Source organism: Paenibacillus senegalimassiliensis (assembly GCF_001486585.1).
GTDB classification, from domain to species: Bacteria; Bacillota; Bacilli; order Paenibacillales; family Paenibacillaceae; genus Fontibacillus; species Fontibacillus senegalimassiliensis.
Genome location: NZ_LN909045.1, coordinates 549,702 through 575,906, shown reverse-complemented (window position 1 = coordinate 575,906; position 26,205 = coordinate 549,702). Strand labels below are relative to the sequence as shown.

Genomic DNA, 26,205 nt, shown 5'->3' with positions numbered 1-26,205 from the left:
ATGTTACATTTATTGTACTTGATCATGACGAAGGATGCTATGACTATTTTGACCTACCTCATCCAGCATGGGTTCGATACATTCAGAAAACTTTCAGCTACGCTTCAGGTTGGGTTCATACTCATCCATTACAATAAAGGCCAACTGTTAAAAATGGACAAGAAAGTTGGAGTGATCGATGAGAAAACGATGGTTATGGATCGGTATCGGAGTTGCGGCTTTATGCGCCATCGCTGTGATTGTAAGCTTTACCCTTCCGAAGCAAGATAACAAGAGTGCCGGGCCCGTCCAGAATACGACCCGTGTGAGTAAGAACAGTATTTCGGTTAGCGTATCCGGCTCCGGCTCAATCGTATCTACAGAAAGCGAATCGGTTCGCACCAAGGATGAAGGGAAAGTCAGCGAGGTGCTGGTGAAGGCAGGTGAGGTTGTTAAGACCGGGCAAGCACTGTTGACCTTTGAAGGCACAGATAACACCGATGCCCTGGATGAACAGCAAAGCTCACTGACATCTCAGCAGTTGGATCTGAAGGATTTGCAAGAGCAGTACAAGCGACAGGTTCAGGAAGGTGCAGATGAACAATCCCTGAACTCCACGAAGAAGTCAATTACTAAGCAAGAACTGAACATCAGCAATACAGAAGCCAAAATTGCCACCCTCCAGGAGGAGATGATTCCGCCCGATCCGTTAACCTCCCCTATTGACGGGACACTCACCAGCGTAAATATTACGGCTGGCGAGCAAGCCAAGGATGGAGCGGAATTGTTCGTTATTAACGATTACCAGCAGCTTAGCGTCAAAATTCAGGTAGATGAGTTGGATATTCCTCAAGTTGAAGTTGGCATGAATTCTACCGTTCAGATTGATGCTCTGCCCGATCAGGAGTTTGAAGGTCAGGTGACGGAAATCGCTAATGAAGGAACTCCTTCCAATGGCGTGTCCCTGTTCGATGTTACCATTGCCCTGAGTTCCTCTGAAGGTGTTCGGGTAGGTATGTCCGCCGAAGCCACCGTGATTATCAGCGAGAAGCAGGATGTATTAACACTACCGATTGAAGCGGTGCAGCAACGTGGAGAACGTTACGTGGTCATTCTAGCAGGAAGTGAAGATACTGCGGGTGCAGGAACGGAAGATAACCGGGAATTGGGAACCATGCCAGAAAGAGCGGCTGACGGTGCTGACGCCGTAGAACAGGAACAAGGTACGGCAAACCCAGACTCGCCTCCTTCCTCATCCTCCGAGGATAGCACTCCAAGAGAAGGCGGGAACCGCGGAACCGGGGGTACAAGAGCTAGTGGAGATCAAGGTGAATCAAGCCCATTTAAGGAAGTCGAGGTCGGCGTACATAATGAAAGCCTGATCGAGATTGTTAGCGGGCTAGCCGAGGGCGATGAAGTTGTCATTCCAACGGTTATGGGTTCCTCCAATAGTACAAATGAGCAACAAGACATGATGTTACAAGGCGGCTTCGGCGGTGGCATGGGCGGCGGCGAAGGCGGAGGATTTGGAGGAGGAACCGGCGGCTTCGGCGGTGGAACAGCCCCTTCTGGCGGAAGAGGCGGATTCAGCGGCGGGGGTGGGAGATAATGACGGCACAGCCCCCCTTGATTGAAGTACGGGAGTTAGGCCACGGCTATATGATGGCCGGAGAGCTCATGACAGTGCTGCACGAGATCAGCTTCCAGATCCATCATGGTGAGTTCGTCGCCATCATCGGCCCCTCCGGCTCTGGTAAATCCACCCTAATGAATATGCTCGGATGCCTCGATATCGCCAATGAAGGGACCTATCTGCTGGATGGACAAGACGTGAGGAAGCTGTCCGATAACAAGCTGGCAACGATTCGGAATGAGAAAATCGGATTTATTTTTCAGCAATTCAACCTGCTACCCAAACTGTCTGCTTACGAGAATGTCGAGTTACCTCTCATTTACCGTAACCTCCCTCATAAGGAGCGCAAACAAGCGGTGGAAGACTCCCTGCGTCTGGTCGGTCTGGAGGAACGTATGCACCACCGCCCCTCGGAATTATCGGGGGGGCAGCAACAGCGTGTAGCCATTGCCAGAGCTATAGCCGGCGCACCTCCGATGCTGTTAGCCGATGAGCCTACCGGAGCCCTTGATACCAAGACCGGCATTGAAGTGATGGATAAAATGAAAGAGCTGAATGCGCTGGGACATACCATTATTATCATTACTCATGATTTGTCCATCGCCGAGCAGGCCAAGCGAATCATTCGCATTCAAGACGGTGAGCTTGTGGAAGATCGGAGGAATCTGGCATGAATATGCTACAGAGTATGAAGATGGCCTGGAAGAGCATCGCAGGCGCCAAGGTGCGGTCTTTGCTGACAATGTTAGGCATTATCATCGGCGTCTCCTCCGTAATTACGCTCGTATCTGTGGGCCAGGGCACCACTTCACAGATTACTGCACAGCTCGAAGGGCTGGGAACGGACCTGCTCACCGTTACTATTATGGGCCGGGGTAATACCACTTCCCTATCCTTTGAGGAAGCGATGAATCTCTCGACCCTGGAGGGCGTTAAGGCCGTGTCTCCTGTTATCAGCGGCTCCGTTACCGCCAAGAAAGGCACCACCAACGACACCCTTTCCATCGAGGGCATTGCTCCTTCTTATGAAGAGGTGCAGGACTTTCATGTCCAGGAAGGGCGCTATATCGTCGACCTTGACAACGAATTCCGCATGAAGGTCGCCTTAATCGGGACGGAGGCGGCCACAACCTTCTTCGGGACGGACCAACCGGTTGGACAGACGATTCAATTAAACGGCAGCAGCTTCAAAATTGTAGGGCTACTGGAATCCAAAGGCTCCAGCTTAACGGGCTCCAACGATAACAAGCTACTCATTCCAATCAGTACGGCAGAACGCTTCCTGCGTAGTCCCGGAGTGCGGTCTGTTACCGTCCAAGCACAGGATACTTCCCAGATGGATGCGGTCAAGGCCTCGCTGGAAGCAACCCTGGACAAGAAGTTCCTTAATGCAGACAACTCGTATAGCATCTTCAACTCTCAGGAGATGCTGGATACCCTGAACTCCACCACGCAGATGTTATCTCTGGCCCTTGGAGGTATCGCTGGCATCTCCTTGCTCGTTGGCGGGATCGGTATTATGAACATCATGTTGGTCTCGGTCAGCGAGCGGACAAGGGAAATTGGCATTCGCAAGGCCATCGGTGCTAAGCAGCGGGACATTCTGATGCAGTTTATGGTCGAGTCCACCGCGCTCAGTGGATTTGGCGGACTGGTAGGCATTGGGCTGGGTTATGGTGCTAGTGGCTTAATCGGCCATTACTCCGCCCTGTCCACCACCGTCTCCATCTCCATCGTCGCTATCGCTTTTGGCTTCTCCTTGTTCATTGGCGTCATCTTCGGTATGATTCCAGCCCGCAAGGCAGCCAAGCTGCGACCGATATACGCCTTACGGACAGATTAATTTCCGCCTTGGTTCACACAAATCCAGCCTGACTTTACCTTTGAGCCTGGAAGCCAGGCCATCCTCAAAAAAAAGAGCACCCCGGACCATTCCGGGGTGCTCTTTGCTGATAGCATAAAAAGCACATAACAGCTAAAAATCAATTAAACCAAGACTAATCAAGAGGGCTTCATTTACCTTCTTCATCGTCTCATCGTCCAAATGGGTAATTTTATCCGTTAGTCTTTGTTTGTCGATCGTGCGTATTTGCTCCAGCAAAATGACAGAATCCCTGTCAAAACCATGCGTAGCCGCATCAATCTCAACATGGGTCGGCAATTTTGCCTTCTGGATTTGCGCCGTAATAGCAGCAACAATAGCCGTTGGGCTAAATCGATTGCCGATATCATTCTGGATGATGAGCACCGGTCTAACCCCGCCCTGCTCGGAGCCTACTACAGGGGAGAGGTCTGCAAAAAATACGTCGCCGCGCTTTACGATCAATGTTTACACCCCGCTTACTAGGCGGTCCAGAGTGATGTCTGCATCTTCCTCCGCGTGGAACGCTTCAGAGGCCATGGACAGATTAATTTTTGCCATCTCCATATATCCCCGCTGCATCGATTCCCGAATAAACCGCTTCTTGCGTTCGTTCAGATACAGCTTCATGGCCTGCCTGATCAACTCGCTACGATTGGAATTCTCCATCGCAACGATGCCATCCACTTCTTGCAAAAGATGATCCGGCAAACTGATCATAATTCTTTTGGTATTGTGCATATTGGCCATCTTGACTTCCACCCCCGAAACCTTGTCGCCCTATTCCCTGATATCCAGTATAGCATTATTCAAGGAAATATATACAAAAGAAATATATGCCTGAAGTATATCAAGTATGCTGCATTTTATTATAAACGTAAACGTCAATGCCGTACATACCTGATCATTTCCATCTCTTGTATTCGATAGACTTAGCAAGAATTCCTTCATCCGGGATAAAAGTTTTGTGGCAAGGTTCCCCTTGGCTTGTTGCCGTCAGAACAGCGGGTTTTGCATCACGTCCGGTTCGCCCTTTCGCTTGTAAACCCGAGGGACCCGATGGGCCAACATACAGATCAGCTCGTAATGGATCGTTCCCAGTGCGGAGGCCAGCTCCCCGGCAGTGATCTCTTCTCCGGCTTGCTGGCCGATGAGCACAACCTCCTCGCCGGCTTGAATTACTTCGGCTTCATCAGCCAAAGCTTGAAGCGAAACCATACATTGGTCCATACAAATGGTTCCGACTACAGGGACGCGGCAGCCGCGTATCAGAACTTGCGCCTTGCCGCTTAGCATTCGCGAATAACCGTCGGCATACCCAATCGGGAGTGTAGCGATGCGTTCCTCCCCGCGAGTGATATACCGCGCGCCATAGCTGATTGCCGAATGAGGCGGCAGTGTCTTGACCCGGACGGCCTCGGTCTTCAGCGAGAGCACCGGTGTCAGGTGAACCTGATCCCGGCGAACTTCTTCGGACGGATATAAGCCATATAACGCGATGCCGATACGGACCATCTGTTGCGACAATTCCGGCAAATCAATGGCAATCGCGCTGTTACCCGTATGTATGATCGGGATATGAATTTCATGCTCCCGAAGCGCGTCCACCACGCCCTGAAACCGGTGAAACTGTTCCAATGTATAGCCCTTGTCTTCCTCGTCCGCAGTAGCAAAGTGGGTAAACATGCCTTCCACTTCCACCTGCGGCACCTGCATGACCTTGCGTACGAAAGCGACTGCCTCTTGACCAGGCAACAGTCCGACGCGGCCCATCCCGGAGTCAATCTTGATATGGACCTTCAACTTATGCACGAATTCGGCAGGGTCCAGTTCCATCAGGGCCCCAAGCACATCCTCGCTGAATACGTTCAGCGTGATGTCCTGCTCCCAGGCTACGCGTACACCGTGAGGGGGCGTGTAACCCAGCACCAAAATAGGCAACCTGATCCCGGCCTTCCGGAGCTCCAGCGCCTCGTCCAGAAAGGCTACGCTGAGATAGTCTGCGCCAGCGCGCTCCATTTCCAGCGCTACCGGCACCGCTCCATGTCCATAAGCATTAGCTTTCACACAAGCCAGCATTTTCATGTTCGCCGGTTGTCTTCTGCGAAGCTCTTCAAAATTTCCCCGAAGCAGGTCCAAATCAATTTCCGCATGGGTAGGTCGATACTTCACTTGCACTTCTAGGTCACCTTCTCCAAAGATTGAGAGTCGAAATATTCTGTGTAATACATTTATGGTAATAGTCCGCGCTGCCACTGTCAATTCTGCATGACGATTGGCCTATAAGGAGAAGGAAGAAAAAGGGGCGAATAGACGGGTCCGGCAAGGTAATCCCCTTGCCCGAACAGCCGCAATCCGCCCATTCTTCATTATTTACCCGTTTGATCCTGCATAGAAGCGGCAATTTTGATCATTTCAGTCACCGGCAAGTCCTCACTGGTGATTCTGAATTCCAGACCATCCACCGTCCAGGTCAGGGTTTGCAGGGCGTCTCCCGTCAGAAGGCCAACCGTAAAGCCCATATCGATAACCTCTCCCGGTACCAATGAGGCGGTGCGGTCCGGCGAATGAGATTCCGTTAAGGTGAACTGGTATGTACCGCCATACCGCAGCAACACCGTGCTACGCTCGTCGTTTTCCAGAACGGTATCATCTTCATATAGCACTCCGTCCGGCAGGTAGGTCGGAACAATGACTCCAAACGGCTCGATTGAAGCTGAATCAGCCTTGTCTCCCGGCGTTGCCAGCTCTCCTGTTGTCGGTTCGCTTCCGTCACCCGATGCTGCTGCATCATCTGCCGGAGTTTTTTCCACCAGCATGCCGTTCTCGTCTACCTCCAGCAATGTTCCTTGAGACTGCTCGGCGGCAGCATCCAGGTTGTGCTGCATATCGAAGGACTTGTCATCGAATTTGGCATCAAAGTCAAAGCTGTCGAACTTCACTTCAACAACAACCTTCGCTTCGGCATCCGACACTTGAACCTGCTTCGGCGCATAATTGTCCTTGGCCAGCCAGATCTTCTGCCGCACCAGAGCATGGGTGTTGTAGTTGGCAGCCACCTCGAAAATGTAGCTATCCTTGTCGCTCTCAAATTGACGTGAGCTGTCGCTGAGAATGCTGCGAGCAAGCGTCTGGTACAGATAGACCTGACCTTGGTTCTCCGGCCAATCGCTTTGGAAGCGGAAGCTCTTGTTGAGGCTTGGCGTCAGCACATACACACCTTGGTCATTCCGGAGTACGATCTGTGTAATGTCCTTCTGTGCATTGGTCAAGGCAATCCGATAAAATGAAGGATTCTGATACCATACTTCCACCTTGTACTCCTGAGGCTTGTCACCCGTATAAAGCGTCATCGTACCTGAGCCTTGATAGCTTTCCAACTGGGCAACCGTTTTGTCCAAATCCTTGACGACGCCATTGGCGTCCTTTTTCCCGCATGCAGCCAACACCAGGCTCGTAATTATCACGATGGTCAGCATCCACGTGAAGCGGCGCATGAGATCATCCCCTCTGCAGTTTGATTTCTAAACTGATACATGTCTATGTGGGAACTTGGCCAATTATGCAGACTGGCCCTCCCTCGTACTAGGGTAAGTTGCAGATGTATTTCACCCTGCCTCAGGTGCAGTTTACCGGGAACGCTATTGCACCCGCAAAAATGCCCATGATATGTTTAACACACCGTCAGGTACAACCTGAAGTTCAAACCATCAACACCCGAGGAGTGAATCCTTTGAAGCTGATTATTGATCAATCCCTCGACCATGAGGATATTGAAATTACGATTAAATGCAAGCTGGTCGACGCCGAGTTGGAGAAGCTCATCGCCCAAATTCGCTTGTACGGTTTCTCCATCACAGGTAAAAAGGACGGCGCTACCTATCCGCTGCGCCTGGAGGATATCTATTATTTCGAGTCCATTGACGATAAGAGCTTTGCTTACTGCGAGAAGGATGTCTATGAATGCAGTCTCAAACTCTATGAATTGGAGGAGCAATTTTCCAAAGCCGACTTTGTGCGAATCAGCAAAAGCTGCATTCTTAACATCATGAAGCTATCCAGTGTACGTGCGCTGCTCAACGGGCGGTTTGAAGCCCTGCTACATAATGGAGAGAAGCTGATTATTAACCGGCATTACGTCCAGGATTTCAAAAAAAAGTTCGATTTCTAGGAGGCGTGAAGGATGCTTTATATCAAAAAATACCTGACAAGCGACTGCATCTCGTATACCTTCGTGGTGCTCATTTACTCAATTTTAGCTTCCGTTGATATCATGCCGCCGCTCACCACGATCCTGGCATTCCAATTGTTCGCCATGTCGACAGCCGCCACGGTGTTAATGGCGTTCACGGACCAAATCGCCTGGAAGAGCCGGTGGCTCTCTATCGCTGTCGATTTAATCGATGTACTGCTCGGTGTGTTTGTCACGGGCATGCTCATGCAGGTGTTCATTTTAAACCTGTTAAATCTGGCAATTGTGGCCGGGATGTGCATCTTTGTTTATTTCGCAGTATATGGGGTGCTGATGATCAAGGATCAGGTGGATGCGAGCCGCATTAATCAGCAGTTGCAATGGCTGCAACAAAATAAAGCCAAGAGGACGGGAGAGAAACGATGAGCAAGATTATAGAAGTGAGTGATTTGAAAAAGTCCTTTGGACCACTTGAAGCGGTAAAGAAAATCGACTTTTACGTAGAGGAAGGTAGTCTGTTTGCCTTTCTTGGACCTAACGGGGCCGGAAAATCTACCACAATTGATATGATTTCCACCCAGTTGAAGCCGGATGGCGGCCGAATCATCATCAATGGCTATGAGCTTGGACAAGAGGATGATCATATCCGCTCATCTATTGGGATCGTCTTTCAGGACAGCCTGCTGGACCCTCTGCTGACCGTTGAGGAGAACTTACGGACACGTGGCAGCTTCTATGGCATGTCCCGGGCAGAGCTGGATGCCGCTATCACTTCGGCTTCCGTGACCGCCAATGTCACTGAATTTCTGAAGCGTCCCTATGGCAAGCTGTCAGGAGGACAACGCCGGCGAGCCGACATTGCCCGCGCGTTGATCCATACGCCCAAAATTCTGTTTCTGGATGAACCGACTACCGGTCTTGATCCGCAGACACGCAAGTCTGTGTGGGAAATGGTATTAAAGCTTCAACGAGAACAAGGCATGACGGTGTTCCTGACTACGCATTATATGGAAGAAGCGGCACAGGCGGATTATATTACGATCATTGATCACGGGGAGGTTCTGGCCCACGGTACTCCGCTTGAGTTGAAGACACGTTACACCTCGGATGTGTTGAAAATCAAGCCCAAGCATGATGAAGAACTCGTAGCCTTGCTGGAGGAGCAAGTGGGTACAAGCGGGTACGAGCGGGATACGGCAGGTATTTACTGCATTCCCTTGGAGAAAACCTTGGATGCTCTGCCGTTGCTGGATTTAAGTCGTGACAATATTGATAACGTGGAAATCATTAATGGAACGCTCGACGATGTGTTTATTCGGCTCACAGGAACGGAGGTAAGAAACGGATGATTGCTATTGCACAAAGGAACTTGCGGATTTTCTTCCGCGACCGGGCGGCTGTGTTGTTTTCCTTGCTTGCTGTCTTTATCATTTTGGGGTTGTATGTCATCTTTCTTGCGGATAATATCGTAGCTGGCCTGCCCGAGATTCCGGGAGTCGACTTTCTTATCAATAGCTGGATACTAGCGGGAATCCTCGCAGTGACCTCGGTAACCTCCACGATGGGAGCCTTCGGTATCATGGTGGAGGATCGATCCAGGAAAATCCTGAAAGATTTCACGACATCCCCACTTCAGAAGGCAAAGCTGACCGGCGGATACATTCTTAGCGCTTGTTCGGTTGGTATCATTATGAGCATTGTGGCCCTTTTGCTAGGTGAAGGGTATCTCTTATTGTTTGACGGGGAGCTTCTACCCTGGGCAAGCTTGCTTGAGGTGCTTGGGCTTATTGTCCTCGCTGTGCTAGCCAGTAGCTCGATTGTCTTCTTCATCACAACCTTTATGCGCAGCTCCAATGCCTTCTCGGCGGCCAGTACGGTCATCGGCACCTTAATCGGCTTCCTGACCGGCATTTATGTACCGGTGGGCAGCTTGCCGGATACGGTGCAGTGGGTGATCAAGCTATTTCCGATATCCCATGCCGGTGTGTTAATTCGCAGTGTAATGCTGGAGCGCCCGATGGAGGTTTCTTTTGCCGGGGCGCCTGCAGAGGCTCTGGAACAATTCGAGCAGAACATGGGCGTCGTCTACCAACTCGGGGATTACACGGTGCAAAGCTGGCTCAGCATTACCATCCTGATCGGCACCACCCTGCTATTCTTTGGCTTATCCATGCTCAACTTGTCACGCAAAAGTAAATAAACACAACATGGCTTCTATAATTCAGCCGCGTTCAGGATGGAATACGTATGAATGGATACATCATGGACGCAGCTGATTCCAAACTAACTATTAACGAGATTTTCTCCTGCTAATTCGCCCACTTCTGCTTTCAAACTCAATTTATATGGAAAAACTCCCTCTAATTCGGCCGTTCAGAGCAGAAAACCCAGTTATCCAGTAAATTATATGGAGGAATTCCAGTTAATTATCTACTTTATAGAAAAAGTCATGATTTATATGGAGGTTTTCCAGTTAATCTATCTACCCAGCTGTGTTCAGAATAGAATCCATATGATATACCAGAAGGCGGCTAATCTGCTGCTTGTCCAGACGATCCGGGGCCATCAGCGCGTGCAGGGCAATACCATCGATCAAAGCGTAGAGCCGTTCAGCTTCCATGGCCTGGTCAACTCCTTGCCGGAGCAACCCGTTCCCCTCCATATAGGCAATCAGCTTACCTACCAGCATATAAATCCCGTCCTGATGGGGATCAAAGTTGTCCTGCTTATGCCGGAAATAAGCCGTAAAGGCCATCCAAACCTCCATCTCTGCCCGGGTCTCCTCGCTGGTTGGCACAATTTCCAGCAGGATGCGCAGCACTTTGTCCCTCGGCTTCAGGTCTTGGGCGAAGAGGTCCCTAATGCGTACCGTTGCCTTCTCCTTCACCAATTCCATCGCATAACGCAGCAGTTCCTCCTGGGTGGAGAAATCATGTCGCAGCGCGCCGGGAGACAACCCAGCCTCTTTGGCAATATTGCGCACGGTAGCCCCTTCCATGCCTTGCTCCAGGATTACTCGCCAGGTCGCTTCTGCGATTCTCTGTTTTCTTAGGTTATGATCTACTATTTTTGGCATAACTCCAGTGTACCAGTCATTTCTATAGAACACAATTATTTTAATACAGTTGTATTATTTAAATCGAGATGCTACAATTACCTTCAACTCTTATAAAAAAGGCTGGAGGTGTTCCATGAATTTTGTCGCCTGGATGATTATTGCTTGTGAAATCGCCTTTTGGGTAGTAATTGCGGCTGGATTAATCGTCCGTTACGTGCTAAAGCTGCCTAAACTTGGACTCTTCCTATTGGCTTTAACTCCCGTCATCGACTTGCTCTTGCTCGTCATTACCGGAGTCGATCTTTATAACGGAGCTGTCGCCACCATGGCCCATGCACTTGCTGCCGTGTACATCGGCGTGTCCATCGCCTTCGGCAAATCCATGATCGCTTGGGCAGATCGTCGGTTTCGCTACCTGTTGACCAAGCAGGAAGAAGCCAAACCGCAGAAGCGGTATGGCCTGGAGTATGCACGGCATGAACTAAAGGGCTTCCTGCGTCACCTGCTCTCCTTCCTGATTGGAGCCGGGCTGCTCGCTGGAATGGTCTATTGGATTAATGATCCCGCAAGAACGGAGGCTCTGGACAGTATTTTACGTTTTTGGTCCGTTGTACTGGTCATTGATTTTGCTATCATGATTTCAGCTTTCCTCTGGCCTAAACAGGACAAAAACAAACCAGGCCGGGAATAATTCCAGACCTGGTAACGGGTACTGCCTTTCTCTTCTATTTATTCATGAAACTTCTGTCAACGCTTCCTGCGTGCTAACCTTGTGTCTCACCTTCAGATGACGATGGCCCAACAGCAGGAAAGGTACCCCAAAGGCCGTTGTCAGCGCAATAACGGTGAAGATTAGTAAACCGGAAGATACGCCAAGCGCATCCAGAAGAAATCCTCCAAGCAACGGAGCCAGCACATTCCCCAAATTGTTGAAGCCGAACATACCAAAGTAGGTGCCACGCAAAGCCGTAGGCGCAATTCGATCTACCAACACATCTGTCATGGTAAACATCAAGACTTCCCCGACGGTAAATATGACCACTCCGACTAGAAAGGCCCATACAGATTCAGCGATACCGAACCATAGTAAGCTTGCTGCCACGCAGGCATTCCCCACAACCAAAGGCACGATTGGCGAGAAGCGGCTGGCCAGCTTGACCAGTGGGAACTGAACAATTAAGACCACAACAGCATTCAGCGACAGCATATACCCGAACAATTCAGCCCCGTTAGCCAGGCTTGGCGTCATTTCCAGATATTGAGCCAGTGTCGAACTGAAATGTCCGTAGCCCAGCACGCAGAAGACCATGCCCACCAACACGTAGATGAACGTACGGTCACGCCCGGTGACCTGCATCGCTCCCTTTAAGGTCAGATGCTCACTCGCACCGGCTTTAACGATGCCAACGTCCTTATGCCCCATGAATTGAATCAGCAGCACAAAGCCATAGATGAGATACACTCCCCCGGCAAAATAAAAAGCCAACCCGGATTCTGATACCCCCATCTGCAATCCGAGCAGCGGTCCTACGACTACGCCGAGGTTGATAGCCGCATACCGCAGGTTAAATACGAGCATCTTGCTCTCCTGTGGCGTAATATCAGCCAGAAGCGCCCTCGAAGTTGGCTCAAACAAGGCTCGGCATAACCCGTTTAGGGCATTCATCACAAAAAATATCCAGATTTGGTTCGCGAGTCCGAAGCCAACAAACACCAGCGCCCAGCCGAAAATGGATATGTATAAGACGGTCTTGCGTCCGATAACATCCGAGATATATCCTCCGTAAAAGCTGGCAAATACGCCGATCAACGAGCTGACCGCAACTACGATCCCGGTCTCGGATGGCGAAGCGCCCAGCGATTTAATCAAATAGATGGATAAGAATGGAATACTCATCGACGAGGCCATCCGGCCAAAAATAGTGCCAATGATAATCGTCCATGATAGTGGGTGAATGTTCCTGAGATGCGCGTTCATAGCTTCGCCTTCTTTTCACGAATAATTGCAAACTGTCTTCCTAATCTACCGGACCGAACAGATGTTTGTCAATATCGGAAAAAGTACCCTGCGGAGTGATTTCATTTCCCCCGAATGGGAATTGGTGTAATATAGATCAGTATTGTTGAGCATTGATTTTATATTCAGGGGGCTTTATCACAGTGAAATCCAATCCATCTACCTTGCAAAAAAAATTGCTGCCCCGCCATATCAGCTTCATGGCTATGGGTGGCGTCATCGGAACCGGCATTTTTAAAGGGAGCGCCGAGACTGTAGGGCTCGCCGGACCGGGCGTCATCTTCTCCTATGCCTTTGCCGGATTGCTGCTGCTTGTCGTTATGGGTGCTATCGCCGAAATGGCTACCGTGTATCCCGGACGAAATATGAAAGACTTCATTCGCGAAGCCTTTGGCGAACGCATCTCTTTTATCCTCGGTTGGCTGTATTGCTTCATGTGGCTGGCTGTTTGCGTTATTGAGGTTATCGCGGCGGGCAGCTTTCTGCAATTTTGGCTGCCGGATGTTCCGCTATGGATACTCAGTCTTGCCAGCGCGGGCTTTATTCTTGCCGTGAACATGATGAGCGTCGCAGGCTACGGTGAGTTTGAGTTCTGGCTCGCCGGCATCAAGATAGCGATGATTGTTGTGTTCATCGGTCTGGGCGCAGCTATGTTATTCGGGCTTATTCCCGGGGCCCAAACACCTTTCCCGCATAACTATATTGATTACGGGGGATTCTTCCCGAACGGCTGGACAGCCATCTTCTCAGCGCTGCTGGTGGTCATGTTCTCCTACGGTGGCTCCGAATTAATCGGACTTACCTTGTCAGAGGCACAGGATGCGGAGAAGGTGCTGCCGCGAGTGGTGAAGAGCTTCATCCTGCGGGTCGTATTGTTCTACACCCTACCAATCCTGATTATTTGTGGTCTGGTTCCATGGAACAGCCTTGGGGAAGAGACCAGTCCATTTGTACAAGTATTGACATCAGCCGGACTTCAGGGAGCAGCCCACTTAATGAACTTTATTCTGATTACGGCCGTGCTGTCCGCTGCCAATTCCGGCATTTACGGAGCCACGCGCATGTTGTACTCCATGGCTACCGGAGGAGAAGCTCCTGCTGCACTGGCGAAGATATCTTCCAAGGGGGTACCCGTTAATAGCTTGAAGCTGAGCGGCACGGTCTTGATCTTGGGCTCTCTGCTCGCTTATCTGAACCAGGCTGGATTATTCAGGCTGCTCATGGCTGTGCCAGGCTTCGTCGTGCTGCTCGTCTGGATTACCATCTGCTTGTCCCAACTCAAGCTGCGTAAGAACTACCCTGTGGAGCCCAGCTTCAAGGTATGGGGATATCCTTATATCACCACAATCACAGTATGTGCCCTATCCGTTGTTGCCTTGCTTTTCTTATTCGACACGCAGAACCGAATCAGCATTGGTGTATGTCTGGGCGTTCTAGTTCTGCTGACCGTGTGGTCCATGGTTCGCTTTCGCCCCGCCGGGGGCCGCTGAAGCTAAGGAATTCCCTGCCAATTCACCTGTATTCTCCTGTTCCTCCCTCTTGCCAGCCCATGTTACAATATGTACAGGAGAGACTACACATTTGGTGAAAACTTGGGGGATACCATGGAACTTCAGGCAATAACCGAACTACTGCTGAACAAACCTACGTTACGCAACCGGATGACCTCACGTATCCGGCAAGCTTACCAATATGATACCGCCTTCTGGCGATCCGCCGCTGCCGGCCCTTGGGGGGCCGGCATGTTCGCGTTTATCCTTCTGGCGTGGGGCATGCCCACCGGATTTGGCACAGCCGCCGATATGCTGATTTTTATGCTTGCAGGAACTCTGGGCATGTTCCTGACCGCTCATCTTGCGGCCCTCCTGCTGGCTCTGATCGGCTTGCCCATCCCCCGCTTGTTCACAGGCATGGTTATCTTTGATGCAGTCGTTGTCTTTATCATGTTCGAACACAATGGATTGTCTTGGGTGGCCGCCGCCGTTATCGCCGCCATCGTTACCGGTGCAGGACTTGTGGTCGGCCTAGCAGCAGGTACTCTGGCTAGCGGGCGAATTCGCCTGCGCTATAAGGCCGTGCTTGTGGTGCTCATCGTCATTCTTACGCTTACGACTGCCGCACAATCTGGAGATTTGACTACCCCATTGGAGCAAGCCGACTCTTTGCAGAAGAAGGATAGCCATTTGGAGCAGATGAATAGCTACATTCCAGATCTGAGCAGCCTGACCGTAAACCCTTCAGATCCCGGAGTCTATGAAATAGCTGCCTTCACTTATGGCAGTGGCGAAGACTTGCGCCGCCCCGAATTTGGCACAGAGGCAGCCCTTCTCTCTTCCACCGTAGATGCTTCCTCCCTCATTCAGAAATGGCCCGAACTGCGTAGTGCCTACTGGGGATTTGATCAACACAGCTTGCCACTGAACGGAAGAGTGTGGATGCCTAAGGTGGGCGAAGAAGCCACAGCTTCAAGTGCAAATTCGTATCCATTGGTACTCATTGTGCATGGGAATCATCTCATGGAGGACTACTCCGACGAGGGTTATGCTTATTTGGGAGAACTGCTGGCCAGTCGGGGATTTGTAGCGGTGTCTGTGGATGAGAACTTCTTGAACTATTCCGTATGGACAGGAATTCCGGACAACGATATGAAAGCTCGGGCCTGGCTGTTGCTGAAGCATTTACAACAGATCGGTCAGTTTGCCGCAGAACCAGGCACTCCGTTCTATCAAGCCATAGACTTTTCGCACATCGGGCTGGTTGGGCATTCCCGGGGCGGGCAGGCCATAGCGATGGCTGCGGATTATGACAATTGGTTCGCCGATGACAACGAGCTTGTCTCCGATCTGGCCTCATACGATATTGTATCCTTGGCCGCCATTGCCCCAACCGATAAGAAGGTAGATGATAAATATACCCGGCTACGGGATATCAATTATTTGACCCTGCAAGGGGCTAGCGACGGGGATGTTACCGATTTTGACGGGGACCGGCAGTACATGCGAACCAGCTATTCCACCGGAGCCAAGCAGTTCAAAGCCTCCCTGTATGTTGCGGATGCCAATCACAGCCAGTTCAACACCAGTTGGGGCAGCCGGGACGTTAGTTATCCGAAGGGCATCCTGCTTCGACACGACAGTCTGCTGGCCCCCGCCGAGCAGCGGCTCATAGCCGAAGTCTACATTACCGCTTTTATGGAGGAAACGCTTGGCTCGTTAAGCCGCTTATCCGCTACAGCCTCTGATTCCTCATACCTGCCCTTGTTCCAGGATTACCGTTCGGGAGGCTCCTGGCTACCGAATACGGAATACTATAGCCGGTACGAAAGCGGGGAATTCACCGCCTGGGCTCGCTATGAAGAGGATCGGGAACGAACCACGCTCCCAAATGGAGGTCAAGCCGAAGCCAGCGGGCTGAACTGGAGAGAAGAGGATGCCAAGAACCGGAAGAAGAACAGCAAGCCCAGCCGCGGGGTTGTGCTGGAGCGTCACGCAAGCCCTGGCACATCATCATCCTACACAATGAGTTGGCCACAAGGCGCTCCAACCACTAAGCTGCCGCAATGGCTTGCCTTCTCGTTAACCGACCGCAGCTTCGAAATGGAGACAAAGGATGCTCCAGATGCAGCCCTTGCATCCGGCTCACTTAAGCTCGACGTCGAGTTAGTGGACGGCAACGGTACCGCTGCACGCCTGCCGCTAAGCACCTTTAAGGATAGCTTACCGTTACCGGTCACCCAATTTACGGTTCACTCCTGGCTGGAGCAGCATCTCTCCTCCGGCAAATACAAGCATTCAACGGAGGCCGTATTCCAGACCTACCGCTTATCACTAAAGGCCTTTGCCTCCGTCGTGCCCAAGTTTGATGTCTCCAGCGGCATCCGCAAGCTAACCTTTCACCTTAACGGAAGCAGCGGTAAGATCATGCTGGATGATATCGGCGTATACTAGTTAACGACAACAAACAAAACGCTTGCTCCTGGACGCGCCAATGGCACGGAAGGAACAAGCGTTTTATTTTGCACAATCCAGTATTAATCCGTTTCCTTAGGGACAAGCTTGTAGATTTCTCCACTTTCCATGGCATCAATCAGCCGGTCCATCCACTCGTAATATCTTACAGCTTCCTTCATCTTCGCAATATCTTCTTCCATCACGTGACGAAGTGGGCCTTCCGGCTCGTCCGCCAGCGCTTTCTTCATTTCCTCCGCCGAACGTCGAAGAATCAGAATATTGCTCTCCACCGCTTTTCTCCATTTAATCGCGAAGTAATCGGTAAAGGTCTGATACCAGTCGTATTCGACTTCATATAAGTCCTTGCGGGAGCCCTTCTCCCACACTTTGTTTACCATTTTAAGATCCAACAAGGTGCGTACGCCCGTACTCATGCTGGTTTTGCTCATTTTCATTTCCATACCCATCTCATCAAGCGTCATAGGCTTGTCGGCAAAGAAGAGCAACCCATACAAATGCCCGGTTGATAAAGCTACGCCGTATAAGTCCATATTCTTGCCAATGGTTTCAATCACTCGTTTACGTACCTTCATTAATAATGCCTGCTGCTCTGATGTAAGCTGGTCCAAGCTCATGCTTGCAACCTCCTATCGTTTTGCAAACCATCTCTGGCTGTAACGCTAAGAACCGCCCTGTATGCCAAGCATACATTTTATAGGCAGTCCAATGCTTATTATATATTAAGAAATGCAATCCTAAAAGTAAAGAAGTAGCTTAGGTAGCATTTTGGAGTAATCGGGAGTTATCGGTTAATTCTTTGCGTTCTGTTTTTTCTGTACGTTCCTTACGTACGGATTTGACCATTGATTAAAAAATGCTTGCTCTGTTAAGCTTATTGCATGGGTTAAATGCGATATCGATTTGCTGTGCTCTTTTTCAGGCACCAGCGACAGGTATCGAAGGGGATTCGTTAAAATCGCCAAAGTTTAAGGAGTGAATCTATGAAGAAGGAAATATTAAGTGTTCGTGAAGTCAGCAAGTTGTTCGGCCCTCACGCCGAGCAAGGCATTACTTTATTGAAGCAAGGCTACACCAAGGAACGGCTGCTTAAGGAAAAAGGGATTACGGTTGGCGTCGGCCAAGTCAGTCTGGATATCCGGGAAGGCGAAATTTTTGTCATTATGGGCCTGTCCGGTAGTGGCAAATCCACGCTTGTCCGAATGCTAAATCGCTTGATTGAGCCGACCTCCGGTGAAATCTTGCTGCATGGTCAAGACCTGCGGAAGATGAACAAAGCAAGCTTACGGCAAATTCGCCGTAAATCCATTAGCATGGTATTTCAGAAATTCGCCCTCTTCCCTCACCGTACCGTACTGCAAAACGTCGAATACGGACTGGAAATCCAGAAGGTAGAGAGAAAAGAGCGTCAAGAGAAGGCGATGCGATCGCTGGAGCTTGTCGGCTTGAAGGGCTGGGAGCAACAGCTTCCGGGTCAGCTTAGCGGCGGTATGCAGCAGCGTGTAGGCTTGGCTAGAGCCCTTGCCAACGATCCTGAGATTCTCCTGATGGATGAGGCGTTCAGTGCGCTTGACCCGTTAATTCGTCGCGATATGCAGGATGAATTGCTGGCACTTCAAGAGAAAATGCAGAAGACCATTGTCTTCATTACCCATGACCTTGACGAGGCTTTGCGGATTGGCGACCGGATTGCCTTAATGAAAGACGGCGCCCTCGTGCAGATTGGTACGCCGGAGGAAATGCTTATGAATCCGGCCAATCGTTATGTTGAACGGTTCATTGAGGACGTCGACTTATCCAAAGTCCTCACCGCTGCCCGCGTAATGCTGCGTCCTGAGACAGTTACTCTGGATCGGGGACCGCGGGTTGCCCTGGAGTTAATGCGGGAACGTGGAATTTCCAACCTGTTCGTCATTGACCGCGGCAAGCGCCTGCTTGGCGTCATTACGGCTGAAGATGCTTCCATAGCGGCCAAGACTGGCGCTGGTCTGAATGACATTCTGATTCAGGATGGACCACGGGTATCTCCAGACACTGTGCTTAGTGACCTGTTCGAAGTGACCAGTTCATCCAAGGTTCCTCTTGCCGTAGTCGACGACGAGGAACGTTTGCTTGGCGTCATCGTGCGCGGTGCGGTATTGGGCGCGCTCGCCGGAGAGGCTTCAACCCATGAATCCAAGGAGGTGACCCCTGGTGAGATCAATACCGAAACTTCCGATCGCTGATTGGGTGGAATCGCTGGTAGACGGAATGGAAAAGTATCTGGGTGGCTTTTTTGACGGATTGGCTGATGGCATTGAAGCGATTGTTCATTTCTTCTCCAGTGCCTTTCTGCTGCCGCATCCCTTGCTATTCATCGCTATTCTGGCGGTTATCGCTTATTTATTAGGTAAATGGCAGCTTACGCTATTTACAGTAATCGGATTCCTGCTGATTGATAACCTGGGCTACTGGCAGGAAACGATGAATACGCTGGGACTGGTCATCACCTCAGGGCTGATTTCCATCCTGCTGGGCATTCCTATTGGAATTTGGAGCGCCTACAGCAAGCTTACCCATCGTATCGTATCGCCACTCTTGGACTTTATGCAGACGATGCCGGCATTCGTTTATCTATTGCCTGCTGTCACCTTCTTCAGTCTTGGTGTTGTGCCGGGTGTCATTGCTTCCGTAATCTTCGCGATTCCGCCAACCATTCGACTGACCTATCTGGGCATTAAGCAAGTATCTGGCGAATTGACGGAAGCCGCTAATGCCTTCGGCTCCACAGCCTGGCAGAAGCTCTTCAAGGTAGAATTGCCTCTGGCGATGCCAACCTTGATGGCTGGGGTCAACCAGACGATTATGCTGTCCTTGTCCATGGTAGTTATCGCCTCAATGATCGGGGCACAAGGCATCGGGGCTACTGTCTACCGCTCCGTAACCCAGTTAAAGATTGGTCAAGGGTTCGAGGCGGGATTAGCCGTCGTCGTACTGGCAATTGTGCTGGACCGCTTCACCCAAAACTTATTTAAATCCAAACAAAGGGGAGATTAAGATGAAGAAAATGAGAAAACTGATGGTACTGGCAGGCTTGGCAGGTGTTCTGGCGTTATCCGCTTGCGGACAAGCGAATAATAGCGGAAATACCTCCTCCGGAGGCACCGGAGATACCGGGAATGAAGCAACCGCTAGTGCCGTAGGCAAGCAAGTCAACTATGAAATCATCGGCATCGACCCCGGAGCCGGGATTATGAAAGCTACCAGCCAAGTGATTGAGAGTTACGAGCTGGAGGATTGGACGCTGATTGAAGGCTCTGGCGCGGCCATGACAGCCATGCTGGATAAAGCCATTAAGGCAGAGAAGCCCATCATCATTACGGGCTGGACCCCCCACTGGATGTTTGCCAAATATGATTTGAAGTATTTGGAGGACCCGCAGAAAGTGTTTGGCGAAGCAGAGGAAATCCACACACTGGCGCGTCTGGGACTTAAGGAAGACCATCCGACAGCCTATGAGTTCCTTGACCGCTTCGAATGGACCTCTGACGAAATGGGCGCAATCATGACTGCTATCCAGGAAGGCCAGGACCCGGCTGAAGCAGCCAAAGCCTGGGCTGATGAGAACAGCGATCGTGTTGATACTTGGACCGAAGGGCTGTCCGCTGTGAGCGGCGACAAGCTCAAGCTGAGTTATGTAGCCTGGGATTCAGAAATTGCCAGTACACATCTGCTGGAATATGTGCTTGAGAGCAAGCTGGGGTATAACGTAGAATCGCTGCAAGTAGAGGCTGGCCCGATGTGGACCGGTGTTGCCAGCGGAGACGTGGATGCCATTGCAGCGGCTTGGTTACCACTGACTCATGCCGATTACTGGGATAAATACAGTGACCAGGTTGAAGACCTTGGCCCTAACATGACTGGCGTAAAAACCGGCCTGGTCGTTCCGGCATACATGGATATTAACTCGATCGAAGATTTGAAATAATCATACGCACAAGAGAAGAAGCCGCCCCTGCTCGGGCGGCTTCTTCATATCTATAAATTAAGAAGAGGGAGTATCTAAAGAATAGCACCCCTTCCTTAAAGAAACCTTACGCCAACCTGAAAATCAGATTAAATCACAAACTCATTTATCAAATTGTAATGATTTGCCGATACAACGGATAGGAGGTGAGATCATGGATATAGCTGCAGCATCAACCGCCATGAGCCAGGGTGCTTTAGCCCAGGCCGTTAGCATTCGCGTACTGAATATGGCTAAGAATCAAGCCGAATTGCAAGGTCAGAATCTCGTGAAGCTCATGGAACAAAGTCTGAATCCTAATGTCGGCAAGAATCTGGATATAAGTATTTAGTTGTTATTAAGGCGTAGGAAAGGCTCCCTTATGGGAGCTTTTTTCCTTGATTACACCTCTTTTTACTCAAAATAAAAGAGTCTGCAGGAATAGCAGACTCGTGGTATAATTTGGCTTGTACAACTGAACTTGGGTGGGAAATAGCGCCTCCAGACGGAGGTGATGCTTATGCAATTTTCGTTTTCAGAAGTTATGATGCTGGGAATGTTTGTCCTTGCACTCCTCACTTATCTGAGTAAACGAAAATAACCCGCCCAGGTTAGCGCCACGGGAACGGGTTATTTTCAGCTTGTTCTGGGGGTTTCCCACCCAAGTGTTGTACAGGGAGCTGGTGGCGACCAGCTCCTTTTTCTATTGTTATCATAGCATAATAATCCAATACACGTAAGACACTTTGTAAGACTGCTGGTTTGTGCAATACAAGAAACGTGACTTTTTCCGTGATTTAATTAGAAAAGGCTCCCTCTCGGGAGCCTCTTCGTTATGCAGTATTACAAGGTTTTGAACCTTAATTACATCATGCCGCCCATTCCACCCATGCCGCCCATATCAGGAGCCGCTGGCTTTTCTGGTTCTGGCTTGTCGGCTACGACAGCTTCTGTAGTCAGGAACAGACCTGCTACGGATGCCGCATATTGCAGTGCGGAACGAGTTACTTTCGCAGGGTCAACGATACCTGCTTCAATCATATCAACCCATTCACCAGTTGCTGCGTTGTAACCAATACCAACTTTTTCTTTCTTCAGGCGGTCCACGATAACGGAACCTTCTTCGCCTGCGTTAGCTGCAATCGTGCGAACTGGTTCTTCCAAGGCACGAAGCACAATGTTAACGCCTGTCTTCTCGTCGCCAGTCGCTTCAACAGCAGCTACAGCGCCGTATACGTTCACCAGTGCTACGCCACCACCGGATACGATACCTTCTTCAACAGCGGCACGCGTTGCGTTCAGAGCATCTTCAATACGCAGCTTGCGTTCTTTCAGCTCAGTTTCAGTCGCTGCGCCAACCTTGATGACAGCTACGCCACCAGCAAGTTTAGCAAGACGCTCTTGCAGTTTTTCTTTATCGAACTCGGAAGTTGTTTCTTCCAGTTGTGTACGAATTTGGCTTACGCGAGCATTGATGTCGCCTTTGTCGCCACTGCCGTCTACAATTGTAGTGTTCTCTTTAGTAACGATAACTTGGCGAGCATTACCCAATTGCTCAACGGAAGTGCTCTTCAGGTCAAGACCAAGCTTCTCTGTAATCACTTGACCACCAGTCAAGGCTGCGATATCTTGCAGCATAGCCTCGCGACGATCACCAAAGCCTGGAGCCTTCACAGCTACGGCGTTGAATGTACCACGCAGTTTGTTCACGATCAGCATGGCTTGAGCTTCGCCTTCGATGTCCTCAGCGATGATCAGAAGCGGTCTGGATTGTTGAACGATCTTCTCCAGCAATGGCAAGATTTCTTGCGTGCTGCTGATCTTCTTGTCAGTGATCAGGATATATGGATTTTCAAGTACAGCTTCCATTTTATCTGTGTCAGTAATCATGTAAGGGGAGATATAACCGCGGTCAAATTGCATCCCTTCCACAACTTCCAATTCAGTTGCGAACCCACGGGATTCTTCAACCGTGATAACGCCGTCCTTGCCCACTTTCTCCATAGCTTCAGCGATCAATTCGCCTACTTCTTCGTCAGCAGCGGAGATCGCAGCTACTTGAGCGATGGATTGCTGACCTTCAATCGTTTTGGAGATGTTCTTCAGTTCAACTACAGCCGCGCGAACCGCCTTGTCGATCCCTTTACGCAAACCAATTGGGCTAGCACCTGCAGTTACGTTCTTAAGACCTTCGCGAATCAACGCTTGAGCCAGCACGGTTGCTGTTGTTGTACCGTCACCAGCTACATCATTAGTCTTGGTAGCAACTTCTTTAACGAGTTGAGCACCCATGTTTTCAAAGGCGTTTTCCAGCTCGATTTCTTTAGCGATGGTAACACCGTCATTCGTGATGAGCGGGCTTCCGTATTTCTTCTCAAGCACAACGTTGCGGCCTTTAGGACCGAGTGTTACTTTTACTGCATTAGCCAAAGCGTCAACACCGCGAAGCATTGCTTGACGCGCATCTTCACTGAAACGAATCTCTTTTGCCATTGTTCAATTACCTCCCATAAATTAGGTTCATCATTAAGTATTTTTGCGGCTGCCCTGATCTTAGCCGACGATAGCGTGGATGTCGCTTTCTTTCATAATCAAATATTCTGTGCCTTCGTATTTCACTTCAGTACCGGCATATTTAGAGAACAGCACGCGGTCGCCTTCTTTCACTTCAAGCGGAACACGAACTCCGTCTTTCAAAGCTCCGCTACCTACAGCGATAACTTTACCTTCCTGCGGCTTTTCCTTAGCCGTATCCGGAAGTACGATTCCAAATGCCGTCGTTTCCTCTTGTTCGATCGGTTGTACCAAGACGCGTTCACCTAATGGTTTGATCATGAAAAAAACAGCCTCCTTTAAATATGTTGTGTTATAGGAAATATGTTGTTATGCGTTAGCACTCGATCTCATCAAGTGCTAACAACCACTTTTATATTACTCAACTTACGGTTAGATTTCAAGTTCCTTCGTACATTTTTTTTTGCTGGCCTGACAGCCCCCTATTCCTTCGCCCTTTGCGCATCCGCAGCTTGCTGTTTGGCATACACCCGCCGCGATAACAACACGCTCAGCTCATAGAGAAGAATTAGCGGGATCAGCACCAGAAAGGCCGAGAACAAATCCGCAGGCGTAATCATCACCGAAATAATAACCAGGATAAAATAAGCGACACGGCGCATCTTGCGCAGCCGAAGTGGTGTCAGAATACGCAGTTGGGTCAGGAACAGGATAACGAGAGGCAACTCGAACAGCACGGAAATCGGCAAGACGATATTGGACAAGAACTTGAAATAGTCCGCCATCCCGTAGGTTTCGACCAGTCCCAATTCCTTATTAAGTGAGCCCGTAAACGTCATCGCTAACGGAAAGACCACAAAGTAGCCAAAGGCCAGTCCAGCCACGAAGCATATGAACACGAACGGAATGTATTTCACCGTCGCTTTGCGCTCCTGCGGCTTGAGCCCCGGGCTGACAAATGCCCAGATCTGGTGCAGCGTAACCGGCAAGGTCACTCCCACAGCCACCAGCATGGCAATCTTCATATAGACGCTAACGCCATCCCAAAATGAAAAGGCATTCAAATTTATCGTTACACCGGAAATCATATTCTTGGTTAAATAGTGATAGATCGGATCGACGACAAAAAATGCACATACCAGCACCGTAAGGAATACAGCACACACCAGCACCAGCCTGCGACGCAGCTCCGACAAATGGCCTACCAGGTTTTCCGTCTCTCTTTTCCCGGTCATGCTTGGGTCCCCTCTTCCCTTGGAATGTACGCACCTAAACAAAATCCCTCCATCTGGAAGGGATTCATATCTGGCATATTAAATATCCACCACGCTACTCTGGCAGACGTTCCTCTGTCTTTGGGCTCTCCGATCGAGGCACCACGGTTGCCTGCTTTGCCTCCGGTTCATCCTCAATGATATCCCGGGTCGCTTCCTTGAACTCCCGGAAGGTCCGGCCTACAGCTCGCCCAAGTTCCGGCAGCTTATTAGGGCCAAACAATAACAACGCTGCGATAACGATAAGCAAAAATCCGCCTGCACCCATGGTTTATTCCCCTTTCGTTATGCTTGTATTTCTATGGGCGATTCCATTCTCATTTCTATCATCGCCCACATCATACCATAACAAATGTCACAGTTACAGAATAAAACCAAATTGTTCAATCACAAACGGAATTGTCCGGTTACCATCAGTAGCGCTTCCGGAAGTTGCCCCATGATTGCAGCCAAATTCTCGTGCACACCCTTAGGTGTTCCTGGCAAATTGACGATCAGCGTACGCCCGCGTATACCTACAATTCCACGGAACAGCATGGCCGCCGGATTCTTCTGCATGGCACTGTAGCGCATCGCTTCCGCCATTCCCGGTACCTCACGCTCAATTACCCGGCGGGTGGCCTCCGGCGTAACATCTCGAATCGCCAGTTCCGTCCCTCCGGTGGTTAGCACCAGATCCGCATGGAAATAATCCGTCATTTCAATTAGTGCGGCAATAATCTCATCAGGCTCGTCAGGAACAATGCGATATTCCACAATCTCCCCGCCCAACTCTTCCTCGACCAGCTCGCGAATTACCTGGGCACTTGTATCCTCGCGTTCTCCCCTGGCCCCTTTATCGCTAGCTGTCAGGATCGCTGTTTTCCAAACCATGAAGTCACCCTCCTCATCCAATTAGGAACTCCAATTGCAGTCAAACGGTAATACCAGGATGTTGCTGGCCTATCTTAAAAACCTGAATCATCTATGTAACAAAATAATGGCTAACGCCGTAAATCTCAGTTCATATATATAGGACCATCAGGGCCAAACAATACGGCCAGCCTGAAGTCATGGGCCTCCATAGGAATCTCCTCCGGTATAATCAAGTCCTTAAGCGCCAGGGCACCCAGAATAACATGCGTGTTCCCGTCATGCCCGGACATCATCCGATCAATCAGACGATCGTAATACCCTCCACCGAATCCAATGCGTCCCCCGTTCAAGTCAAAGGCAAGGCCAGGAATAATCATGACATCGATTTCCTTATAACGGGATTCCGGCCAAATGGCAGTATGCTTTGCAGGCTCCATAATTCCCCACGTTCCTGGAACAAGATCTGCCTCTGCGGATAGTTCATGCAATGAAAGGTGGCGCTCCGCACCGATTTTGGGCACAAGCACCTGATCTCCCCGGCTTAAGCAACTCTCAATCAGCGGTCTTGTATGGGGCTCGTCCCCAAACGAGACATAGCAACTTACCTTCAGTGAGCCGCCCCGACGCTGTCGTAATGGCTCCAGCAATGCCTGCTCGGCATGACGGGCAGCCTCGGCCGACTGCTCTCTTCGGACATCATCAGGAATTTGGGCACGAAGCTTCAGCATCCGCTGACGCAGCTCTTTTTTGGCATCGGCAAGTTCCATCCGTCTTCTATCCCTTCCATCCTTCTATATCCGGCTGATCTTCTCCTAGTGTATCATTGTTATGTAAAAATGAAAACTAACATGATTGCTTTGCAAAGCGCC

General features: G+C 50.2%; 27 protein-coding genes. 14 read left to right on the top strand and 13 right to left on the bottom strand.

Translation table 11 applies throughout. The features are described from left to right. Positions 1-178: 178 nt before the first annotated feature. The 3 genes from BN3279_RS12485 to BN3279_RS12475 are packed head-to-tail and all read left to right on the top strand — an operon-like array spanning position 179 to position 3,455. Positions 179-1,588 (top strand): efflux RND transporter periplasmic adaptor subunit, encoded by a 1,410-nt coding sequence (locus BN3279_RS12485; RefSeq protein ID WP_059051293.1) that lies wholly within the window; start codon positions 179-181, stop codon positions 1,586-1,588. Beyond that, positions 1,588-2,286 (top strand): ABC transporter ATP-binding protein, encoded by a 699-nt coding sequence (locus tag BN3279_RS12480; RefSeq protein WP_059051292.1) that lies wholly within the window; start codon positions 1,588-1,590, stop codon positions 2,284-2,286. Before BN3279_RS12485 ends, BN3279_RS12480 begins: the two co-directional genes overlap by 1 nt. Continuing rightward, positions 2,283-3,455 carry an ABC transporter permease gene (locus BN3279_RS12475; RefSeq protein ID WP_059051290.1) on the top strand — a complete coding sequence of 391 codons (1,173 nt, stop codon included), beginning with the start codon at positions 2,283-2,285 and terminating at the stop codon, positions 3,453-3,455. The genes BN3279_RS12480 and BN3279_RS12475 overlap by 4 nt, the downstream gene beginning before the upstream one ends. Before the next feature lie 132 nt (positions 3,456-3,587). Here the strand turns inward: BN3279_RS12475 and BN3279_RS12470 are convergent, their stop codons facing one another. From BN3279_RS12470 to BN3279_RS12455, 4 genes are all read right to left on the bottom strand, one after another. Further along, a complete protein-coding gene (locus BN3279_RS12470) occupies positions 3,588-3,938 on the bottom strand; it encodes a type II toxin-antitoxin system PemK/MazF family toxin (protein ID WP_059051288.1) in 351 nt (116 codons plus the stop codon). A gap of 3 nt (positions 3,939-3,941) precedes the next feature. After that, positions 3,942-4,223: a CopG family ribbon-helix-helix protein gene (locus BN3279_RS12465; RefSeq protein WP_018750966.1), complete on the bottom strand. Its 282-nt coding sequence runs from the start codon at positions 4,221-4,223 to the stop codon at positions 3,942-3,944. A 246-nt stretch (positions 4,224-4,469) separates the two neighbouring features. After that, positions 4,470-5,651 (bottom strand): alanine racemase, encoded by a 1,182-nt coding sequence (gene alr / locus BN3279_RS12460; RefSeq protein WP_059051287.1) that lies wholly within the window; start codon positions 5,649-5,651, stop codon positions 4,470-4,472. A gap of 191 nt (positions 5,652-5,842) precedes the next feature. After that, positions 5,843-6,970, bottom strand: coding sequence for an outer membrane lipoprotein-sorting protein (locus tag BN3279_RS12455; protein ID WP_059051284.1), 1,128 nt, complete (start codon positions 6,968-6,970; stop codon positions 5,843-5,845). 236 nt (positions 6,971-7,206) lie between these two features. Between BN3279_RS12455 and BN3279_RS12450 the strand changes: the two genes are divergently transcribed. The 4 genes from BN3279_RS12450 to BN3279_RS12435 are packed head-to-tail and all read left to right on the top strand — an operon-like array spanning position 7,207 to position 9,865. Next, positions 7,207-7,644, top strand: a complete 438-nt coding sequence (locus tag BN3279_RS12450) for a LytTR family DNA-binding domain-containing protein (RefSeq protein WP_059051282.1) — start codon at positions 7,207-7,209, stop codon at positions 7,642-7,644. Positions 7,645-7,656: 12 nt separating this feature from the next. After that, a complete protein-coding gene (locus BN3279_RS12445; protein ID WP_059051280.1) occupies positions 7,657-8,091 on the top strand; it encodes a DUF3021 family protein in 435 nt (144 codons plus the stop codon). Further along, complete coding sequence (locus tag BN3279_RS12440; protein WP_059051278.1) at positions 8,088-9,014, top strand: ABC transporter ATP-binding protein; 927 nt, start codon at positions 8,088-8,090, stop codon at positions 9,012-9,014. Before BN3279_RS12445 ends, BN3279_RS12440 begins: the two co-directional genes overlap by 4 nt. Further along, entirely contained in the window at positions 9,011-9,865 is an 855-nt protein-coding gene (locus BN3279_RS12435) for an ABC transporter permease (protein ID WP_059051276.1), read from the top strand. Before BN3279_RS12440 ends, BN3279_RS12435 begins: the two co-directional genes overlap by 4 nt. Positions 9,866-10,147: 282 nt before the next feature. Here BN3279_RS12435 and BN3279_RS12430 read toward each other — a convergent pair whose 3' ends face one another. Then, on the bottom strand, positions 10,148-10,741 hold the full coding sequence (locus BN3279_RS12430; protein WP_059051275.1) for a TetR/AcrR family transcriptional regulator: 594 nt from the start codon (positions 10,739-10,741) through the stop codon (positions 10,148-10,150). Positions 10,742-10,856: 115 nt separating this feature from the next. Between BN3279_RS12430 and BN3279_RS12425 the strand changes: the two genes are divergently transcribed. Next, positions 10,857-11,414: a hypothetical protein gene (locus tag BN3279_RS12425; RefSeq protein ID WP_059051273.1), complete on the top strand. Its 558-nt coding sequence runs from the start codon at positions 10,857-10,859 to the stop codon at positions 11,412-11,414. A 42-nt stretch (positions 11,415-11,456) separates the two neighbouring features. On the opposite strand, the gene BN3279_RS12420 is transcribed toward BN3279_RS12425, so the two are convergent. Next, positions 11,457-12,701: an MDR family MFS transporter gene (locus BN3279_RS12420; protein WP_059051270.1), complete on the bottom strand. Its 1,245-nt coding sequence runs from the start codon at positions 12,699-12,701 to the stop codon at positions 11,457-11,459. Between the two features lie 182 nt (positions 12,702-12,883). Here BN3279_RS12420 and BN3279_RS12415 point away from each other — a divergent pair, with 182 nt between their 5' ends. Both BN3279_RS12415 and BN3279_RS12410 read left to right on the top strand, forming a co-directional pair. Continuing rightward, positions 12,884-14,230, top strand: a complete 1,347-nt coding sequence (locus tag BN3279_RS12415) for an amino acid permease (protein ID WP_059051267.1) — start codon at positions 12,884-12,886, stop codon at positions 14,228-14,230. Between the two features lie 114 nt (positions 14,231-14,344). Next, complete coding sequence (locus BN3279_RS12410; RefSeq protein WP_059051266.1) at positions 14,345-16,687, top strand: alpha/beta hydrolase; 2,343 nt, start codon at positions 14,345-14,347, stop codon at positions 16,685-16,687. Positions 16,688-16,770: 83 nt separating this feature from the next. Here the strand turns inward: BN3279_RS12410 and BN3279_RS12405 are convergent, their stop codons facing one another. Beyond that, positions 16,771-17,325 carry a GbsR/MarR family transcriptional regulator gene (locus BN3279_RS12405; protein WP_059051264.1) on the bottom strand — a complete coding sequence of 185 codons (555 nt, stop codon included), beginning with the start codon at positions 17,323-17,325 and terminating at the stop codon, positions 16,771-16,773. 366 nt (positions 17,326-17,691) lie between these two features. Here BN3279_RS12405 and BN3279_RS12400 point away from each other — a divergent pair, with 366 nt between their 5' ends. From BN3279_RS12400 to BN3279_RS23420, 4 genes are all read left to right on the top strand, one after another. Beyond that, positions 17,692-18,933, top strand: a complete 1,242-nt coding sequence (locus tag BN3279_RS12400) for a quaternary amine ABC transporter ATP-binding protein (protein ID WP_059051263.1) — start codon at positions 17,692-17,694, stop codon at positions 18,931-18,933. Further along, complete coding sequence (locus BN3279_RS12395) at positions 18,911-19,744, top strand: ABC transporter permease (RefSeq protein ID WP_059051818.1); 834 nt, start codon at positions 18,911-18,913, stop codon at positions 19,742-19,744. Before BN3279_RS12400 ends, BN3279_RS12395 begins: the two co-directional genes overlap by 23 nt. Position 19,745: 1 nt before the next feature. Then, entirely contained in the window at positions 19,746-20,675 is a 930-nt protein-coding gene (locus BN3279_RS12390; RefSeq protein WP_059051261.1) for a glycine betaine ABC transporter substrate-binding protein, read from the top strand. Positions 20,676-20,868: 193 nt separating this feature from the next. Further along, on the top strand, positions 20,869-21,045 hold the full coding sequence (locus BN3279_RS23420) for a YjfB family protein (RefSeq protein WP_082673052.1): 177 nt from the start codon (positions 20,869-20,871) through the stop codon (positions 21,043-21,045). Positions 21,046-21,557: 512 nt separating this feature from the next. Here BN3279_RS23420 and groL read toward each other — a convergent pair. The 6 genes from groL to BN3279_RS12360 all read right to left on the bottom strand — a co-directional run bounded on the left by groL (position 21,558) and on the right by BN3279_RS12360 (position 26,103). Then, positions 21,558-23,186, bottom strand: a complete 1,629-nt coding sequence (gene groL, locus BN3279_RS12385) for a chaperonin GroEL (protein WP_059051259.1) — start codon at positions 23,184-23,186, stop codon at positions 21,558-21,560. 60 nt (positions 23,187-23,246) lie between these two features. After that, entirely contained in the window at positions 23,247-23,528 is a 282-nt protein-coding gene (gene groES / locus BN3279_RS12380) for a co-chaperone GroES (RefSeq protein ID WP_018750984.1), read from the bottom strand. A 161-nt stretch (positions 23,529-23,689) separates the two neighbouring features. Then, positions 23,690-24,442, bottom strand: a complete 753-nt coding sequence (tatC, locus tag BN3279_RS12375; protein WP_059051257.1) for a twin-arginine translocase subunit TatC — start codon at positions 24,440-24,442, stop codon at positions 23,690-23,692. Positions 24,443-24,536: 94 nt separating this feature from the next. Next, positions 24,537-24,749, bottom strand: coding sequence for a twin-arginine translocase TatA/TatE family subunit (locus tag BN3279_RS12370; protein WP_059051255.1), 213 nt, complete (start codon positions 24,747-24,749; stop codon positions 24,537-24,539). Positions 24,750-24,868: 119 nt separating this feature from the next. Continuing rightward, complete coding sequence (locus BN3279_RS12365; protein WP_018750987.1) at positions 24,869-25,354, bottom strand: MogA/MoaB family molybdenum cofactor biosynthesis protein; 486 nt, start codon at positions 25,352-25,354, stop codon at positions 24,869-24,871. Positions 25,355-25,479: 125 nt separating this feature from the next. Beyond that, positions 25,480-26,103, bottom strand: a complete 624-nt coding sequence (locus BN3279_RS12360; RefSeq protein ID WP_059051253.1) for a 5-formyltetrahydrofolate cyclo-ligase — start codon at positions 26,101-26,103, stop codon at positions 25,480-25,482. Positions 26,104-26,205 lie beyond the last annotated feature (102 nt).

Bases quoted from the DNA above. Each gene is read 5' to 3' on its own strand.
- BN3279_RS23420 (WP_082673052.1), top strand. From the start codon at position 20,869: ATGGATATAGCTGCAGCATCAACCGCCATGAGCCAGGGTGCTTTAGCC.
- BN3279_RS12420 (WP_059051270.1), bottom strand. From the start codon at position 12,701: ATGAACGCGCATCTCAGGAACATTCACCCACTATCATGGACGATTATC.
- BN3279_RS12370 (WP_059051255.1), bottom strand. From the start codon at position 24,749: ATGGGTGCAGGCGGATTTTTGCTTATCGTTATCGCAGCGTTGTTATTG.
- BN3279_RS12480 (WP_059051292.1), top strand. From the start codon at position 1,588: ATGACGGCACAGCCCCCCTTGATTGAAGTACGGGAGTTAGGCCACGGC.
- BN3279_RS12400 (WP_059051263.1), top strand. From the start codon at position 17,692: ATGAAGAAGGAAATATTAAGTGTTCGTGAAGTCAGCAAGTTGTTCGGC.
- BN3279_RS12360 (WP_059051253.1), bottom strand. From the start codon at position 26,103: ATGGAACTTGCCGATGCCAAAAAAGAGCTGCGTCAGCGGATGCTGAAG.
- BN3279_RS12435 (WP_059051276.1), top strand. From the start codon at position 9,011: ATGATTGCTATTGCACAAAGGAACTTGCGGATTTTCTTCCGCGACCGG.
- BN3279_RS12440 (WP_059051278.1), top strand. From the start codon at position 8,088: ATGAGCAAGATTATAGAAGTGAGTGATTTGAAAAAGTCCTTTGGACCA.
- BN3279_RS12410 (WP_059051266.1), top strand. From the start codon at position 14,345: ATGGAACTTCAGGCAATAACCGAACTACTGCTGAACAAACCTACGTTA.
- tatC (WP_059051257.1), bottom strand. From the start codon at position 24,442: ATGACCGGGAAAAGAGAGACGGAAAACCTGGTAGGCCATTTGTCGGAG.
- BN3279_RS12465 (WP_018750966.1), bottom strand. From the start codon at position 4,223: ATGGCCAATATGCACAATACCAAAAGAATTATGATCAGTTTGCCGGAT.
- BN3279_RS12455 (WP_059051284.1), bottom strand. From the start codon at position 6,970: ATGCGCCGCTTCACGTGGATGCTGACCATCGTGATAATTACGAGCCTG.
- BN3279_RS12390 (WP_059051261.1), top strand. From the start codon at position 19,746: ATGAAGAAAATGAGAAAACTGATGGTACTGGCAGGCTTGGCAGGTGTT.
- BN3279_RS12475 (WP_059051290.1), top strand. From the start codon at position 2,283: ATGAATATGCTACAGAGTATGAAGATGGCCTGGAAGAGCATCGCAGGC.
- BN3279_RS12365 (WP_018750987.1), bottom strand. From the start codon at position 25,354: ATGGTTTGGAAAACAGCGATCCTGACAGCTAGCGATAAAGGGGCCAGG.
- groL (WP_059051259.1), bottom strand. From the start codon at position 23,186: ATGGCAAAAGAGATTCGTTTCAGTGAAGATGCGCGTCAAGCAATGCTT.
- BN3279_RS12485 (WP_059051293.1), top strand. From the start codon at position 179: ATGAGAAAACGATGGTTATGGATCGGTATCGGAGTTGCGGCTTTATGC.
- BN3279_RS12405 (WP_059051264.1), bottom strand. From the start codon at position 17,325: ATGAGCTTGGACCAGCTTACATCAGAGCAGCAGGCATTATTAATGAAG.
- groES (WP_018750984.1), bottom strand. From the start codon at position 23,528: ATGATCAAACCATTAGGTGAACGCGTCTTGGTACAACCGATCGAACAA.
- BN3279_RS12430 (WP_059051275.1), bottom strand. From the start codon at position 10,741: ATGCCAAAAATAGTAGATCATAACCTAAGAAAACAGAGAATCGCAGAA.
- BN3279_RS12425 (WP_059051273.1), top strand. From the start codon at position 10,857: ATGAATTTTGTCGCCTGGATGATTATTGCTTGTGAAATCGCCTTTTGG.
- BN3279_RS12445 (WP_059051280.1), top strand. From the start codon at position 7,657: ATGCTTTATATCAAAAAATACCTGACAAGCGACTGCATCTCGTATACC.